At 46.5% G+C, this 17,276-nt stretch carries 12 protein-coding genes; 9 read left to right on the top strand and 3 right to left on the bottom strand.

Going from position 1 to position 17,276, the window contains the following annotated elements; all coding sequences use genetic code 11:
- Window positions 1-46: 46 nt before the first annotated feature.
- Window positions 47-781, bottom strand: coding sequence for a hypothetical protein (locus L0156_29075; protein ID MCI0607059.1), 735 nt, complete (start codon window positions 779-781; stop codon window positions 47-49).
- 112 nt (window positions 782-893) lie between these two features.
- Between L0156_29075 and L0156_29070 the strand changes: the two genes are divergently transcribed.
- The 6 genes from L0156_29070 (at window position 894) to L0156_29045 (ending at window position 9,466) form a co-directional block, all read left to right on the top strand.
- On the top strand, window positions 894-1,283 hold the full coding sequence (locus L0156_29070; GenBank protein ID MCI0607058.1) for a hypothetical protein: 390 nt from the start codon (window positions 894-896) through the stop codon (window positions 1,281-1,283).
- Complete coding sequence (locus tag L0156_29065) at window positions 1,283-1,726, top strand: hypothetical protein (GenBank protein MCI0607057.1); 444 nt, start codon at window positions 1,283-1,285, stop codon at window positions 1,724-1,726. The genes L0156_29070 and L0156_29065 overlap by 1 nt, the downstream gene beginning before the upstream one ends.
- 12 nt (window positions 1,727-1,738) lie before the next feature.
- Complete coding sequence (locus L0156_29060; GenBank protein MCI0607056.1) at window positions 1,739-3,814, top strand: glycosyltransferase family 39 protein; 2,076 nt, start codon at window positions 1,739-1,741, stop codon at window positions 3,812-3,814.
- A 220-nt stretch (window positions 3,815-4,034) separates the two neighbouring features.
- Complete coding sequence (locus tag L0156_29055) at window positions 4,035-5,660, top strand: alkaline phosphatase family protein (protein MCI0607055.1); 1,626 nt, start codon at window positions 4,035-4,037, stop codon at window positions 5,658-5,660.
- Window positions 5,657-7,822 carry a sulfatase gene (locus L0156_29050; protein ID MCI0607054.1) on the top strand — a complete coding sequence of 722 codons (2,166 nt, stop codon included), beginning with the start codon at window positions 5,657-5,659 and terminating at the stop codon, window positions 7,820-7,822. The genes L0156_29055 and L0156_29050 overlap by 4 nt, the downstream gene beginning before the upstream one ends.
- 489 nt (window positions 7,823-8,311) lie before the next feature.
- Window positions 8,312-9,466, top strand: coding sequence for an SGNH/GDSL hydrolase family protein (locus tag L0156_29045; protein MCI0607053.1), 1,155 nt, complete (start codon window positions 8,312-8,314; stop codon window positions 9,464-9,466).
- Here L0156_29045 and L0156_29040 read toward each other — a convergent pair.
- Window positions 9,391-11,445 (bottom strand): sulfatase, encoded by a 2,055-nt coding sequence (locus L0156_29040; GenBank protein MCI0607052.1) that lies wholly within the window; start codon window positions 11,443-11,445, stop codon window positions 9,391-9,393. The genes L0156_29045 and L0156_29040 overlap by 76 nt on opposite strands.
- A gap of 191 nt (window positions 11,446-11,636) precedes the next feature.
- Window positions 11,637-12,215 (bottom strand): hypothetical protein, encoded by a 579-nt coding sequence (locus L0156_29035; protein ID MCI0607051.1) that lies wholly within the window; start codon window positions 12,213-12,215, stop codon window positions 11,637-11,639.
- Between the two features lie 131 nt (window positions 12,216-12,346).
- Between L0156_29035 and L0156_29030 the strand changes: the two genes are divergently transcribed.
- The 3 genes from L0156_29030 to L0156_29020 form a co-directional block, all read left to right on the top strand.
- The gene (locus tag L0156_29030; GenBank protein ID MCI0607050.1) at window positions 12,347-13,534 is read left to right on the top strand and encodes an SGNH/GDSL hydrolase family protein; all 1,188 of its coding nucleotides are present in this window, start codon (window positions 12,347-12,349) and stop codon (window positions 13,532-13,534) included.
- A complete protein-coding gene (locus tag L0156_29025; GenBank protein MCI0607049.1) occupies window positions 13,512-15,956 on the top strand; it encodes a DUF2298 domain-containing protein in 2,445 nt (814 codons plus the stop codon). The genes L0156_29030 and L0156_29025 overlap by 23 nt, the downstream gene beginning before the upstream one ends.
- Window positions 15,957-16,068: 112 nt before the next feature.
- Window positions 16,069-17,276: hypothetical protein (locus L0156_29020; GenBank protein ID MCI0607048.1), on the top strand; the 1,208-nt coding region annotated here is incomplete at its 3' end.

Here is a 17,276-nt window from a genome sequence, read left to right as displayed (position 1 = left end):
CTTTCTCTGCGACTCGGCGCCTCTGCGGTCGCTGATAAAATCTTCTCTACAGCTCGATTTCGGACTTGTTACCGCATCCGAAAACCGAACAACGGTCGGTTTCATTCCAACACTCGGAATGATGAATGGTCCGGCATTCGCGACAAGATACCGCTTTTTCATCTTCAAGCACCGGATTTCTGCAGTACGGACATACCGCAAGTCCTTTTTCGCTGGACTCCTTCCGGTCCTGATAGCTCAAAAGAAAGCGAAGAAACGTAATCGATGCTCCTAGTGTTTTTGGCCACTCTTCCAAATCCTCAAGCTTTCGGAACGTTTTTATTCCAACGACCGCGCCGGATGAAATTTTCAGTGAATCGTAAAATTGAAGTTTTTGAATCAGCGCTGGAATCTCTTTTTGCTCGAGCAATCCCCTGGTGTCCTTGCCGGAAGACTGCGCAAGCTTTAAGTCCTGTCGTTTGAAAGAGCGCTGGATTTTGAATTCGAAAGGCAATTGAACCCAAAAGGCAATCTGAAACTGATAATGTAGAGTTTCCTTCTTCAAATAGACCTGGAAATCAAACAAGCGGGAATGACAGGTCCAGGTCCGGATCCCATAACTATCCGTGAACTTAAATCGATCGGGATACCCTTTCAAGCTCGTGTCTATGTAGTGAAAGATTTCTTCGAAATTTGGATCAGGCTCCTCTTCTTTTGAGTCAGACTCTATTTTACCGACCAACTTTGAGTGCAAAAACAAAAGCAATATCGCTGCGACCAGGATAAGAAAGAACCACTCCATACAATTCTGCTTGAATGTTTTAGTCTTTGGTAGAGAATCCTTTTATGGTTTAATTCATGTCAAAAAAAACTCTTGTCTGCTTATGGCGATAGCGACATTTTTAAGTCTAACCTTGTTATTTTATCTGATACGTTCGCGAGTGATCCTCTTTCATTTGTTTTCCGCAGCCATCCTGGCGGGTTTTGTGGTTTGGACAGGTCGAACTCTGACTGCAGGTTCAATCGAGGAATGGACCCTTACCACGGTTGGCCTTCTCTTTTACTGGTTTGGTCTCACCATTGTGCGTATTATGTTAAAGCGAAGCGTTAGCCTTCAGATGCTCGCCAATTATGCGGTGAATCATCAAACGGAAACAGCAAGCAAAGAAATCGCGAGCCGTCTGAAAGATGCAAGACAATTCGGGCTCATATCTGTGACAAATGATGGATACCAGCTTACCGCATTCGGCTCTTTTGTCGCGGCCCTCGTTGTTGTGTCCTATTGGATTCTGAGAATCAAGTAATGGGTGTCGCTGTCATGATTCTTGCAGGATTCGCTACCGCTGTTTTCCTGAGTGAAGTTGCGCTAAAGGGTAGAAAGCTCCAAACAGGACTAGCCGGAGTTCTACTGGTGCACATGGTGGTAGCGGGTTTGTTGCTGGTTTATTTTTTTGCGACGGGACGTCCGGTGTGGGACACGCTTCTGATCTTCTGGACAGGAGCATTTCTGACATCGTTTGGAGTGAGAAGTCATATGGAAAGCTCGATTCTGTTGCGAATTCTCTCTTTTTTGCGCAGGCGGATAGTCTCAGAAAGTGATTTGCTGCAAGAGTACGAATCTCACTATGGGGCAGCTCAGCGATTGGAGGATCTCTTTCTCGGAGGTTTTCTTGAGCGAGGACCTGGTGGAGCAATCATCACGACGAAAGGCAAGTTCATTCTTCGCGTTGTTTCACTCTTGAAATAGTCAAATGCCGCGATGGTGAAACGTAAATTTTCTTTAGAGAATCCCACTTTCGCTGCACTCTCGCTTCTACTGTTAACAATTCTGTTTAGTTATCCGGCCCCATTTCACTTATCTGATCGCTTAATCGGCAGCGGTATGGATGCATGGCAATTTCCCTGGAATAATTTCGTGTTCCGGCAACAGATTTTGGGAGGCGAAGATCCCTACTACACGGATTCTATCTTCTTTCCCATAGGAACCAGCCTCGCACTCCACTCTTATACGGAGTTTAACAGTGTAACCGGCTTGCTATTCTCTCCTTTTTTCAACGATATTGCACAGACCAATCTTGCGATTTTGCTCTCTACGTTTCTTACGGCCTTTGGCACATGGTTGTTAGTGCGGGACTTGACAAAAAGTTCTGTTGCGGCCCTTTTTGCCGCGATCGCATTCGCGTTTTGCCCATTCCGTATGGTTCGGATGGGAGGCCATGTGAATTTCGCCATCACTCAATGGATTCCACTCGGGCTTTGGAGCTTTTTTCGGCTAGTAGATACAGCCAGGCTCCGTTATGCTGCTGCGCTCGGGTTCTTCTTTGCGTTGGCCCATTATTCAAATCAGTACTACAGCGTATATCTGATTTTGATTCTTGGAATATTGTTGCTGGCAGGCATGTTGTTTCTACCCGAATGGAGGAAAATCACTTTGCTGCGCAATGTTTTATTGGCTGCCGTCATCGGTATTATTTGTTTAACACCGATTTTAATTCGCTTTTACAAGGACCAGCAGGCAGGCATTCTCCGATCCATGGATGCGGAAGATCTGGCCAGAAAAACTGCGGTTAGCCTTGACGATTATGTAAATATCGGAGTGATGAATCCATGGATCGCAAAACATTTGCCAAGGGAAGTGGTGAGAGACAGGTATACCAGGTTGTCGGCCGGGTTAGTGGCGTTGATTACTGGATCCATTGGATTCATTCTCGCTATTCGACAAAGACAGAAACTGCTTTTGTTGATTGCGGGTGTAGGCATTTTCTTTATGCTGCTGTCACTTGGTCCTATAGTGGGATTGGGTTCTTTCGAATTCATTCTTCCCTACTCGTTGCTTATGAAAATACCCCTGATCAACCATGTACGCGTGCCCACGCGATTCAGTATCATCGTCACGTTTTGTATTGCGATCTTAGCCGCTTATACAGTTCTTGTTGCGCTCAGGAACAATTCCCGTGTAGCGAAGATTCTGATTGGTGTTTTATTTCTCCTGTTAGTCGTTGAATTGTCCCCTATACCTGTATACACGCTTCCTCTGACAAATTCGCATGTTTTTCATACGATAGGACAAAATCCTGGTTCCTCTCTCTTAACACTTCCATACCGTTTTGATGGCATGGCTTCCAAGGAGGTCGCGTACCAAATCATTCACCGGCAAAAGCTGTTCAACGGACGGGTTTCACGAGTTCCTTTTCAACAGACCAGATTTTTCTCGGAGATTCCCGTGGCGCGCATCTTCAGACGGATCACACTGGATCGAATCGTGACGGACTCTCTTTTGAAACGAGATAGCGAAATCGCTCCCGTATTCCGAAGCCTTTTCGACTTGCGTTATGTTGCTCTGTTTCCACCATACAGTAAGTCCAATGGCTATGAAACTTTGCTTTTGCGGCTTTTTCCTGACGCGCAACTTCTAAATAGAGGACAAGAAATCCTCGTCTACGAGTTACCCAGGCTAACGGCGTCCGTTTATGAGCTTCGAGGACGTGATGATGCTCTCTCTTTGTTTTTGTATGAAAACTGGGAACCGGACGACGTGAAAGAAAAAAGGCTGTTTGTCTGTAAAAAAAGTGAAGCACGTCTTTTGCTACCTGCCGTTTCGGAAAAGCAAAATCTGGATGTTGAGTTGCGTTTGTTGACAGAATCACGTGTGATTCATCTGAAGTTGCTGGCGGATGAAACGCTGATTCGAGAGGCGCGCCTGGAGGGTGACCGTAAAACCATTCGTGCCACGATTAACGGGTCTCAAGTTAAGGACTCTCATCGCCTGCTTACACTTCGATTCGAAAATTCTGATCCTGTCGGCCTCCAATTCCTGAGATTTCGCATCCAGTAACTAGTGCCGTGTAACACAAGGTTCTCAGTGATTCTCCCCCCTTATGAAGGGGGAGTTAGAGGGGGGTTGTCTTCTCTTCTCTCGATATGAAAAACGACCCCCTCCCAACCCCCTCCCAATCTTCCCCTTAATAAGGGGGAGAAGTCAGTAAACATTCATATGTTACAGGACACTAGTTTGGCTTGCTTTGAAGGATTATTCTGATTAGAATCGCTTCTCCATGACGCGTGTTTTTTCCGCAGCATTGCTCGCATTGTTTCTGTTTACTGGTTGTCGTGCCTCTCAGAAATCCGGTGTCGAAGGATTCTGGATCGGCGCATTTTCGACACAGGGACGGATCCAGAATCTTCCTGCGAAATTGAATGTTCGTGGGGATGCGACGTGCGTCGTACTCAGGCATCCCGGTTCAAAACTGACAATTGAGTTAGAAGGAACCTATTCTAAAGGAAGCACCGTCCGTATTTTGTCGGCCGGGAAAAATGTAGATATTCCGGTAAAAGGGGGACGTTTCAGGCATCGTTGGAGTCACTCTTCAAACGAATTGGCCGCGCAGGCCTGGCTACGCTTTCAATTTTCACAACCGGACCTGGTGATTGATTATCTTCGTTTTTCAGAAGGGCGTGAGCATCCAAAAACTTTGGTCTTTGCGCTGGATGGGGCTACGTGGCGTGTAATGAAGAAACTGGTCAAGGAGAACCGTCTTCCTCATATTCAAAAACTGATGCGGAACGGAAGTTATGGAGAATTGATTTCCATCCCCAGGACGCTTTCCCCGGTTGTCTGGACTTCGATTGCGACAGGCCAATCCCCGCAACAGCATGGAATTCTGGACTTTCTGGATAAAAAGAAACGTCCCGTTCATTCCGGTCAGATCCGGACCAAACGCATCTGGAATATCCTTTCCGAAAAATCTTCGCTGACAATCGGTGTGATTGGATGGTTCGTAACCTGGCCTGTTGAGTCGGTGAATGGATTCATGATTTCTGATCGGGCGATCCACTCCAAGATGTCTGATCGAGAAAGGATGCTTTCGATTTATCCTCCCGAGGTCCAATCCTATTTCGAATCGGTTTTCGAGAGCCGAAAGCAAAAATACGTAGCCGAATGCAAGCGATTTACTTCCTTTCCTTTGGATCCGCAATTCGAAAAACTCAATCCTCACACGATGGCGTATCGTAAACACCGGATTCTAAATCGTCGTCTTTTTCCGGTCTATCTTCAAGATTCCGCATACGTAGAGGCAGGTCTCGACTTGTATTCATCTTTCCAACCGGATGTGTTTTTTCTTTATTTGCGTGGCATTGATTTCTCTCAGCATTCGTACTGGTTTCATATGAAGCCTGAAGAATCCTGGCCTCCGATTGATCCGGAAGAAGTTAAGGATTTCCATAATATTGTGGAGAATTATTATGTTTACGTGGATGAACAGATCGGTCGCTTTCTGGAGATCGCGCCTCCTGATGTTACAGCCCTGGTTATCAGCGATCACGGATTTAAGACGCACATAAAAGGACATACGGGGAACGAACGAGCGGTTGCGTATCATGAACGCGAGGGAATTTATGTTTTCAGCGGCCGGGAGTTTAAACAGAATCACGAACAAAATGGATTTTCTATTTATGACGTCTGCCCGTTGGTTCTAAATCGTTATGGATTACCGGTAGCATCCGACATGGCGGGCAAGGTGCCGTTAGAACTATACAGCTCGGCATTCCCGCGGCGAGAGTCTAAGAAGATCGCGAGTTATGGCCCGAACAATGAAAACAGGGATTTCGATTCTATCGGTACGGGGGCCGACCGGGAAATCATAGAACAACTAAAAACTCTGGGTTACATTTCCGAATGATTCGCAAACTGTTCGTAATTGTTCTTATTTGCATCTTTAGTTTCCTCGGTTGCCGGAAGGAAGAAAAGCGAACAGGTCCACCACTGATTCGCCTTCACGAATTATTGGAGGATCCATCAACAGAAATCAAGTCCGATGTGCCGATCACATCTTCAGGATTTCAAGATTTTCAAGGAGAAGGCTGGACGACTGGCACGAATTTTATTTCTGCATCCGATAGACGGGCGATCTTCCTTTTTCCTGAAGCACAAAGGAAAATACAGGGATTCCGGCTGAAGTTTCAAGCTCGTTCTGCTGTCGACCGGAATTTAAAAATCACCGTACAAAACAAACAAATTGCAGTTTTCCGGTTGACTCCGGAATGGAAACAGTATCAGTTAAGATTTTCCTCCAGGGATTTAAGCAAGCCGACTGTCAAGCAGCTGATATTTCAATTTGACGGCGCAGATCCTGCCGCAGCTTCTCCTTATGCCGATTTCCGCGATCTTCAAACGTCATCCTATCTATGGGGTCGCTCCACGCTTTTCAAAGATACTCGTTCTTCACTCGCTATCCGCGCGGCTTCGAACATAATCTTTCAGGTTACGCTTCCTGCGCAAAAACCGCGGCTCTTCTTTGGTATTGGAGTGCCTTCGAGAAAAAAGGAGACTCCTCAACAGACTCAATTCGTATACAGCGTCATCATCCACACCAAGTGGGGTTCAAAGGAATTACTCCGAAGGACCATGCATTCTTCTCCGAAAGATGCGAAATGGAAAGATGAATCAGTAGATCTGAGCGATTTTGCCGGCAAACAAGTGAGATTGGAATTAAAGTCTGAATCTCCATCCAGTAACCTGGATTCCTACATCGCCTGGAGTTCTCCAGAAATCTACGATGTTGCTTCGATGACAAACAAACCGAATATCATTCTGATATCGATTGACACACTTCGCGCTGACCGCGTGTTTTCGGGTTTTGCTCCCAATCTTGCCGCTTTCGCGAAACAGTCGATTGTTTACAGAAATGCATACTGTACTTTCCCAAGTACGCTTTCCTCCCATACTTCGGTGATGACTGGCCTCTATGTTGCCTCGCACCAGGTGTCCAGACCCACATATCAGATTGTGAGAACCAAACTGATTCCACGCGAACTGAATACAATCGCTGAAGTTGCCCATCAAGCAGGGTATTACACCGCGGGTATCACAGATGGCGGATTCGTATCCGGCTTTTATGGCTTTGAACAGGGATTTCAAGAATACCTTGAGAATCCTGAAAAGTCGCATAATCGTGTTGCAACACTGGATAATGCGCAACAATGGATCGGGACCAACTCGAATCGTCCGTTTTTCCTGTTTTTACATTCCTATACCGTCCATGAACCTTTTCATCCTCCTGCAGATGTCTTCAGAAAACTGTTTCCAAAGCCTGCTCTGGATCAGCCTCCGCATATAACTATGGAATGGCTCGACAAAGTGGTGGGCGGCAAGCTTATACCAACCGAGCAACAAAAAGAATTCGTTCGACAGTGTTACAATGCCGAAGTCTATTTCTACGATCAGAATTTTGGCCTATTGATGAGGAAATTGAAACAACTAGGCCTTGACAAAAATACAGTGATCCTGATTTTCGGAGATCATGGAGAAATGTTTTTTGACCGGGATAATACTTTCGGCCACGGGAAAACTCTTCACAAAGAGGAAATCTCAGTTCCCTTGATTTTAAGTCTTCCGGGTAAGAAGCAGGAAGAACGAACGGACCTCGTTTCCCTCGTTGATATCTATCCCACTTTAGCGGCTCTCATGGGCGCTGAAATTAGGAATCCGATTGATGGCATCAGTTTGTTGGAGCCACCCGGCAGCGCAAAGCGGTCGCGACGCACGATCTATTACGAACTAACTTACGGTAATGAAGCCAAATGGGGAATTCAAAGCAACGAATTTAAGATGGTGTTCGATAAACAGAAAGGGCAGCAATCTTTTTACGATTTACGTAAGGATCCCGAGGAAAAGAACGACCTGAGTGCGACCGCACCCAGAACCATGCAATCAATGAAAGCTCTCCTTTCTGCGTATATCCAGAAATCGGTCACGCCCACGGAGCTGGTAAAAGGTGCTCAGGACAAAAAAGAAAGTGATGAACTGCGGGAGCAGCTGAAAGCGCTCGGTTACATTAATTAGCGCGTTCGTCCGAAAAGTGTGGGTAACTGAGACTTTCATTTGATTGAAATGGTCGCTTCAAATGATCCACCTCAAAAGAACAGAAGAAGGTCACTGAAACTGGCGCGAAAAATACTTTGGGCGAAATTACGATCTCGACGCCTGGGAGGATATAGGTTTAAAAGGCAGACCAGTATAGACAATTACATTGATGATTTTTACTATTTTGAGATTTACGAATGTGGAATTGAAAGATTCAATCGAAGGTGTATTAACAAGTATCAATCAGCGGTTAGAGAAACGGGAGATGCTCATTCGACCTACCCTCACCCTACCCTCACCCTCCCCTCTCCCTTCCGCTGTCTTACTTTTTCAAATCAGAATACCTATTCCACAGCGGAAGGGAGAGGGCTCCCTTACCAGATCTATCGCCGACAATTTTGGGACGTTACCAATTTATTCGCTAATAAAATAGTGACTAAAGTTGCTACTACAAACGTTTAAGTGAAAATGGAATTCTCAAAAGCAAAAAAGATCATCTACTCATTCATCATAGTTTCTTTCTTGTTCCTTTCAGCCGAAGGTCTATTAAGACTTTTGCGGGTTAAGTTTCAGGCAAGATATTCCAACCTCGCGGGTAGACTCTGGATGAGGGGAGGTGTGATGCAGGATCCTGACCTCCCCTGGAGCTGGATGCCGCAACCGGGTGCTATCTGTCATATCGATGGAAAGACCGATTTTCGTTTCAATTCGCTCGGTTATCGTGGTCCAGTTTTCACAATCGAAAAGCCTTCTGACACACTGCGGATCGTATGCATGGGAGACTCAGGAACGATGGGATGGAAAGTGGGAGATAATGAAACGTATTGCACGTTGCTTCCCAGCCTGATAGAGAAAAAATCCGGGATCAAAGTGGAGACGATCAATGCCGGTGTGTTTGGATATACTTCGCATCAAGGATTGAATCAACTTAAGAGAAGGATTTTACCGCTTCGGCCTGACATCATTACCTTCTGTTACAACTGGAATGATCATGCAGGAGCGATCCAAATGTTCGGATCAGGAGGAAAAGGAGTTCAAAAACCGGACAGAGATCTTCCCGCAAAGAAGCGTCTCTGGGCTCTCGTCGCGCTTTCTCATCTTAAAACTTTTCAGTTTCTTGAAAACGCGATCCTGAAAGCCGAAGCCTTTGCGGCCCGAGACATTAACGATGAAGGCGTGGGGACTACGGATCCGGCCTCCAAAATTCGAAGAGTACCCCCCGACCACTACAGGCAGAATTTGGTGACCATGATTCAGATCGCTCGCGCCAATAAAATCACACCGGTTTTGGTGACCCAACCGTTCAACCCTAAGGTAGGACCGAAACGAAAGATTCACCGGGCGATTCAGAAAATATACAATGAGATCGTCATCGAAGTGGCGAACAAAGAGAAGGTTCTGCTTGTCGATCCTCGTCCTTCTCTGGAAACGGATGTGGCTCATTTCACAAGCAATACTCATCCATCTGTCAGTGGACATAAGAAAATCGCCAGGTTGGTTGCAAATGCCATTTCCAATTCGCTCCGTTCAAACTTACTTAAATCGTTTCACTGCTCAACATATCCAAGAGCTTTCAAGTTTTCACGGACAGCCTCATCGAGTTGTGGGGTTTCCATTTTTTGAGGTTTCGCTTTTTTAGAGTCCAGTTCCATCAGAAGAACTTTGCGCAGATAACCCGCACGAACCAATTCTCGATTGATGAGATTGTCTTGTTCGAAAGGATCTTTGCGCAAGTTGTATAACTCATCCCTGTATTTCTCGTTTCGAACGTACTTGTAGTCATCCAGTACGAGTGCGGTCAGAAGTTTGCTGGAGGAATGCACCACGATTTTCGGGGCCGCAGGAACGCCCTTTTTTAGATAGGGAACAAAACTGTTTCCGTTTGTCTGAATGCCCCGGTTGGACAACCCCAGAATATCAACGAGAGAAACATATAGATCGGCTGTCTGAACCGGAAAATTCACCTTCCGGTTGGACAGTCCTGCATTGTTGGGAAACTTTATCACAAGCGGGATTCTAGCGCTTTCTTCGTATACCTGGCGATTGTGCCCCAGAAATCCGTGTTCCCAAAAAGCCTCTCCATGATCGGACGTGACAACAACAATGGTGCGGTGATCTATCCTCAGCGATTGTAGAGATCGCAAAACCTCAGCCACTTGCGAATCGGCATAAGCGAGATTGGCATCATAAAGAGCACGCACGTGGTCGCGGTCCGCTTCTGAAAACGCGGAGCTAGCGGCTCTGATTCGGAGTTGATCAAAGATGTTAACAATTTTTCCCGTATAGGATGAGCTCGCAAACTTTCGAATCCATTCTTCTGGCGGTTTATAGGGATCATGTGGTTCACGGTAGTGTAGGTAAGCGAAGAACTTGCGGTTGTTATGTTTCCCCAGCCAATTTGAAAAAGCGCGCGTGATTTCTTCGCCACGGCCAGTATATCCTTTATCACGGAAAACCTCACGGACGGTTTTGAACCCTTGTGTCATGCCAAAGGATCCCGAAGCATTTCCGTTAGCTAAGAAGACAGCCGTCTCGTATCCGGAACGCTGCATCGTTTCAGGCAAGGTAAAAGCGTTGGCGGGAAGTTTGTTCTGATGAGTAAGAATTCCATGCCGTTGGGGCACCTGACCTGTAAGAAGTGTTGTGGTAGAGGCCAATGTATAAACAGCATTGGTGTAAGCGCGCAGAAACTGTACTCCTTGGGCTGCTAAGCCATCAATCACAGGTGTTGTGTTCCGTTTGTACCCGTAACATCCAAAGTGTTTTTGGGCAGCGGCATCGAGTACGATCAAAACAATATTTGAGTCCTTTAATGATTTTCGGAGCTCAGTGGCACCGTTCGGTAACTTCCGGATTCCTGATGTGGTGTGCAGTCGAGGTTCAATCCACGCGGTTTTAGTGGAACCGAAAGCTGTGTTTCTTGCCAATCGAAATTCCAATTTGTAAATAGCCGGTTTTACGAAGTCGAGCGGAATTCGAATGTTCCGTAGCACTTCCTGGTGAACATCCTTTTCAAAAATCTTGAGTTCCAATCCATTCTCTGCCGTCATGTAAATGGAAAAATTGGCATGTTCATTCTCACTCCCGGCTTGAAAAGGCACGAAGTAGTAGCCGAATTCCAACACCGTATCCGGCGAAATTGTTTCAAAGAAGTTTATGGAGCCGCCGGTTTCACAGAACAGAGCTTTTCGAACTTTACCTTTTACACGCAGGTTTTCAATAACGGGAAATTCTTTTGGTTTCCTGAATTCTGCTACCGATCTGCTTCGAGTAATGATGGCGGAATGAGCTCCGAGTGTTTTGTCCGGAGGAAGTTTTAGCTGCACTTGAGTCGTTTCTTCCGGCAACGGTATGACGTCTTTGACAGTGCTTTGTGTAACAGTAAAACGGCTGATCAGAGTGTTTCCTGCGTACACTTCGACCGGAAACGTTTCCATAGCACGCAGGCGTAGATGCAAAAACGACGGGTCGGGAACGGACAGATTCCACGAAATCTGAGGAGTCGCAGAAGTTGTCCATCTTAATCTTCCGCCGGATTGCTTCTGTGGTTCAGACCAGGAGGAAAGAAGCTCCGACGCTTTCGGAGTCGCAAAAAGGAGCACTTCCGTGTCCGGTTTCCTTTCGGAGAATTGAATCTGCGTAAGAAGATCAACTGTCTTTCTAGAATTGCAGGAAAGGGAAAAAGCTAGTATTAAGAAGAGAGCGATGTGGTGCGGGCGACTCGCCCGCTGATGATGATAGTGCACGGTGTTTGTTTTTGCGGACGAGTCGTCCGCACCACCCACCACACTTTTCAGTGCAGTACCTCAACTGCGTCGATATCTGCTCCAGGACTAGGACCGGCATTGTCACAGGTCGCATCCAGGAATTGAATGCGCTCCCGATCCTGAATCTTCACAATCCGAATATTGTTCAAACCGCTTCCGGCAAGATCGAAGTCGCAGAAGCGATTGCAGATTTGTTCTCCAATACTAACAAAGGGACCATTTTCACTCTGGCTCACAAATACGCCAACAGCCTCCGTGGAAACGGCCTGATACACCCGAATGTCCGCTCCCGGAAGATCTTGAATACAAGATCCCATATAGAGAGTGACGTTCCCTTCGACTCCAAGCGAAAGAATCCCGTCCAACTCCAGCTTTCCCTCCCCCGTTTGACTGAAATCAGGAGGCCCAAGTATTTCATTTTCATCTTGAAAAGCATTTGTTGGAATGCAAGTAAGCTGTTTGTCCAGCACCGCGATCGCGTGTACTCCCTGCGCCTGACAGGCTTGAGGTAAAGCCTGTGTAGGAGATTCTTCGTCACAAGACACCGGAAGCATAGCGAGTAAAATCAAAGACAAAATTTGTGACAACCGCAACAATACTTTCATTTCAAATCTTCAAAGTAGCGCGGGCGTCTCGCCCGCGGAGATCGAGCGCAAACGGGACGTCCGCGCTACTTTGTTTTTTATTTGACTGCTGATTATACCCAATTGCGGACTTGCGAGCTAGAATATCGCATATGAATTTTCCATTACGATTGCGCAATGTTGCAATCCGCATGGGATTGGTCGTGTTTGGTATTTCGGGATCATTGATTTTAGCCGAAGTGGTTGTTCGCTTCTGGTCGAACTATTCCGGGCAAGTTGGAGATGAGCGCAGGCTGGTGACCCGCGAAGAAGAGCGGGCTGCACAAGCGGTACGCCACAAGCCGAACGCTGAATTCACATGGTTTGGACATGCTGGATTGATTAAGGAATTCGCTGTTCCTTGCCGTTGGAATTCTTATGGATTCAACGATCGGGAATATATTTTTGAGAATCCCTTGGACCATTTTCGAATTGTTTTACTTGGTGATTCTTTTGTGGAAGCGCTGGAAGTACCTCTTGAGAAAAGCTTTCACAAGATGTTGGAAAAGAAACTCAATGCTAGAGGGTTTCGTAGAAAATATGAAGTGATTGCGCTCGGAAGATCCGGAAACGGCCCACGGCGAAATTATCTATGGCTCCAAAAGTTGGGAATGAAATATCGTCCTGATCTTGTCATCATGGAATTCCTGCCAACCAACGACATTGTTGACGATTTCAACCCGCTCCGACTGCGCCGGGACCGTCAAATTGAAAAGTTTCGTGAGTTCTCGCCGCTAATCGACCAGCCCCCGATTTATGTGCCTGATAGCCAAATTCTGAAACATTCAAAACTATTTCCGGCAATTGTCCAAAGCTTTTTGAATCTAAAATTCAGATTCTTCAGATCTTCTTTGCCGGATAAAGAGCAGATCCCATTGCAGTATTTTGTTTACGCCGCAAACTATGAGCCGATCTGGAAACAAGCATGGAAGATGACACTGAACCATATCAAAAACACGAGGGATCTTTCCGTTTCGGGCCAAAGCGATTTCCTGCTGGTCTTCTTTGATGAAAGGTTCAAACTGAGCCGGGAAGGTACGCAGCTCCTGTTGAAGACTTACCCGGCCATGGCGAAATTCAAATGGGATTTCGATCATCCTTCAAAAGTCTTAACCCATTTTTCTCAACGGAACGGTATTCGTTTTTTAAGTCTTGAACCGCTGTTACAAGAGGAATATCAAACAAACAAAATCCCATTGCATTATGAATATGATGGGCATTGGAATGAAGCCGGCCACAAAGTTGCCGCGGGAAAAATCTACGACTACTTGATCCGGAATGAACTTGTTTCAAGGAATTGATCCACTGACCATACCGGGGTATAAAAGTGACGTGCTGAAATTGAACTATTTGCTAGGCGCCGTCCTGTTTTTGTCCATCGTATTCATTTCGGGCATACACGGCTTCCTGCTTCAATCGCTGGCTTCGTTACTTCTTCTAACCGTGCTTCTTGTGACAGGTTGGGGGATGAGCTGCTATCTCTTTCGAGATAGACACATTACTCTGTTGTTCGCATTTCCAGTTGGATACATTGTTCATTCGTTGCTGCTTGCCTTGATCGCACGTTTTTACGGTTTCAACCGGTTTGTGCTGATCATTTATTTGATCCTGGCAATTACCTTTTTGTTCTTAAGGCGCGCGGAGCTGAAAAAATCAGTGGGAAGCTGGAAGAATTCCGATTTTTGCCTGTTGATGATTTGGCTTCTGGCGGCCGTCGCTGTCACAGCCTGGCCGCTGCTACATGTGGGAACAAGGATCACGGAAGGTTATGCATTCCGCGCATATTTTAACGCCGATTATTTTAAGCATCTGGGCATAACGGGCACATTATCGCAATCCGGGATTCCGCCGCTGAATCCCTATTTAAGCGGATCCACCCTTCATTACTACTGGTTTTTTTATGTCTTGCCTGCTTATTGGAACAAGCTATTTACGACCTACCCCGCTGAATTCATGATGATTCAATTTACTTTTGCCGGGTCACTGATGTTTGTTGCCTCCTTGTTCGCTGTACTTCGGCAATTGATTCGTTCACAAAGGGTGCTGGGGATCATGCTGACGGTGTTTTTATTTGCAGGCAGTTACGAAGGACTCTATGCAATTTATCATCTGCGCAGTAAAAGCCTGCCGATCGGACATTTCAGCGATCTAAATATTGATGCGATCACGAGATGGTTTTGGAGGACGCCACAAATTGACACGATGTTTCGGGCGCTTCTTTATGCGCCTCAGCATCTACTTGTTCTTACAGTGATGTTGATGGCTCTACTGCACAAGAAAGAGGAAACGACTTTGGGATCCAGGCTTTTTTTGATGGGGCTAATTTTTTCAACGCTTGGATTTGCGGCGATCATAGGTGCTGTATTCATCGCTGGCAGTCTTCTTTTTCTTCTTCTGGCATTTCTGAAGGAACCGCGTGCGAAAGCGAAGGAGTTACTTTTAACCGGTTTGGTTGGGGCACTGTTTTTGTTCGTGTATTTTCCTTTTCTTCATATGTTCAAACTGGGAGCAGGCGAATGGTCTTTTGGTTTGGTTGCAACTGTCTGGCAAACTTTGCCTCAATATTTACTTCTAAATTGGGGAGCGCTTTTGTTTTTAGGAGTTTCAGGAATTCTTTTTTCCGTGCGTGATTTTCCAGTTCGCTTTTGCGTCTTTTATTTGCTGTTATCCGTCCTCTGTATGCAGTTTGTGCAGAACCGGATGGGCGGCTCAGAAGTAACACTGAAACTGGGCTATGTCTGCAATGTCTGCTTGCTTTTATTGACTGCCGGGTTTCTTGCGCGCTATGAAAAACGGTTTGGAATCATTTTAGCCATTGTATTACCCCTGATTCTCCCGGCGAGTATCACCTTATTTATGGACGTTTACAATTCGCAAGATGTTCACAATCAAAGATTCACGACGGTCATTCCTCAAGAGGATGCAGAGGTTTACGGCTGGATGCGCGAAAATCTGCAACCCCAATCGGTCGTGCAGTATTACAGCATCAGCCGGGAGACCGAACTGGTAAGTCCGATTCCATCGTTTGCTCACCGCATGGTTTACGTAGGGGACAAATTTCACGCAAAAGCATTTCAGGTGGATGAACAGGAAGTGGCGCGCCGCGAAAACGTAGTTTGGGCTCTTTTTCACCGGAACGGTACCCGTGCTCATTCTTTGGCCCGGAAGGAAGGGATTCAGTACCTGTTCGTTAGCGCCGCCGAAAGCTCGGTTTCAGAATCGCGGTATCAACTTGTGCCTCCGTTTTTCAGCACCCTGTTTCAGAATGGTAAGGCGTTGCTGGTAAAAGTGAATGAGATTCAGTCAGAGGTTTCAATGGAAGATTCCGAAGTCATGATTCGGAACGAACGTGACGAGCCGGTTTTGAAAGTTACTTTCATTGAACATTTCTATGATTCCGAACCTGTACGATACGAAGTTGGCCGGTGGATGTCCAATGAGGGTTTGATTCTTGTCGAGTCAACTGAAGAGATGTCCGGTGAATTTCAAATGAATTTGAAATCGCTGAGACGTTCTCGCAGCACTCAAATCTTCTGGAACGATGAGCTTGCCGCGACCGTAGAAGTTCCGGTAAACGCCGTAGCCGTTTCGGTCCCGGTAAAAATTGCAAAGGGAGAGAACAAGTTGTTGTTTCGCTGTCCTGATGGGGCCGAACCGGTATCAGAAAGTCGAAAGGATTTGTTCAGTGTTCAGATTTCCAGCCTTCGTTTCGTCCGCAAGTAAGCTCATCAACGAAGTAGCGCGGACGTCTCGTCTGCGCAGCTTTCGCCGGCGGGACGCCCGCGCTACTTTGCTAAGGTTGTATCAGACAAGGTTACGAGTACAATGAGTGGCCATGATTCATTTTAGAAAAGCGTTTTACCTCAACATTTTCCTGATCGCTGCGTCGACGCTCTTGTTGGAAATTTCGCTGAGCAAGATTTTCTCCGTGATCTACTATCACCATTTTGCTTTCCTGATTATCAGCACTGCTTTGTTTGGTTATGGTCTCAGCGGTGTATTTTTATCGGTATCAAAATGGGTAAAACGAACATCCCCGGATCATTTGCTGTATGTATCAACAATTCTGTTTGCTTTTACGACTGTTGTTTCTTACAGGCTGATTCTCTTGATCCCGTTGAAGTATGAAACACTGCTTTTAGAACGTATTCAGATCCTCTATCTTGCTACGGTCTATCTGCTTGTTGCCCTGCCTTTCTTTTTCAGCGGGTTGTCCATAGGTGGGCTGCTGGCCACTTTCAATTCGTACGTCAGCAAACTTTACTTTGCGGATTTGGCCGGCGCCGCGATCGGCTGCTTTGCGATCATTCTGACGCTTCCCGGGTTTGGAGGATCGGGCACCGTGCTTGTTTGCGGCATTGTTGCGTGCCTTGCTGCGCTCGGCTTCGCGAGTTCGCGTAAGAAGGCCATTTTACCGGTGCTCCTGATCATTTTGTACGCGTTCTTAATTCCCGGTTCGGAACACTATTTTCCCACGGCCACAAAATCTCCGAAACGTCAATTTACCGAATCGATTCAACGCGTCGACTCATACTACACCGAATGGAGTCCTGCTGCGCGCATCGACGTCGTGGGAGGCATCATCTGGATTGATGGCGGAACGAACCAGTCCGGAATGCGGCGCATTCCACCAAAGGAAAAATTCGATCGGACCCCGCCCGAGTTTCCTTTTCGAATCATTGAAGTTCCGTACAATTTCGTTACTTCTCCAGACCTGTTGATCATCGGACCGGGAGGGGGAGCAGAAGTGGCGCAAGCGCTACCATACCGTTCGAAGTCCATTACCGGCGTGGAGTTAGATCCGGTAATTTCTAAACTCATGTTGGGAATGTTCAGCAGATACATCGGCAACATCTACACCAGGCCGGGCGTGCAGCTCATCAATGAAGAAGGGCGCAGTTACCTTCGCCGAAGCCAGCAGAAGTATGACATCATTCAGCAAAAGGCAAATTCACATCCTATGGCGGTCGCATCCGGCGCGTTAAATCTTACGGAGACCTATTTGCTCACAAAAGAGGCGTTTCATGAATATCTGGATCACTT

The sequence above is a fragment of the bacterium genome (assembly GCA_022616075.1).
Lineage (GTDB): Bacteria > Acidobacteriota > HRBIN11 > JAKEFK01 > JAKEFK01 > JAKEFK01.
This window is presented reverse-complemented; position numbering and strand designations above follow the sequence as displayed.

What these genes read in the sequence shown, in the direction of transcription:
- L0156_29045 (MCI0607053.1), top strand. Translation starts at nt 8,312, where the DNA reads ATGGAATTCTCAAAAGCAAAAAAGATCATCTACTCATTCATCATAGTT.
- L0156_29050 (MCI0607054.1), top strand. Translation starts at nt 5,657, where the DNA reads ATGATTCGCAAACTGTTCGTAATTGTTCTTATTTGCATCTTTAGTTTC.
- L0156_29055 (MCI0607055.1), top strand. Translation starts at nt 4,035, where the DNA reads ATGACGCGTGTTTTTTCCGCAGCATTGCTCGCATTGTTTCTGTTTACT.
- L0156_29060 (MCI0607056.1), top strand. Translation starts at nt 1,739, where the DNA reads ATGGTGAAACGTAAATTTTCTTTAGAGAATCCCACTTTCGCTGCACTC.
- L0156_29025 (MCI0607049.1), top strand. Translation starts at nt 13,512, where the DNA reads ATGAACTTGTTTCAAGGAATTGATCCACTGACCATACCGGGGTATAAA.
- L0156_29035 (MCI0607051.1), bottom strand. Translation starts at nt 12,215, where the DNA reads ATGAAAGTATTGTTGCGGTTGTCACAAATTTTGTCTTTGATTTTACTC.
- L0156_29030 (MCI0607050.1), top strand. Translation starts at nt 12,347, where the DNA reads ATGAATTTTCCATTACGATTGCGCAATGTTGCAATCCGCATGGGATTG.
- L0156_29075 (MCI0607059.1), bottom strand. Translation starts at nt 781, where the DNA reads ATGGAGTGGTTCTTTCTTATCCTGGTCGCAGCGATATTGCTTTTGTTT.
- L0156_29065 (MCI0607057.1), top strand. Translation starts at nt 1,283, where the DNA reads ATGGGTGTCGCTGTCATGATTCTTGCAGGATTCGCTACCGCTGTTTTC.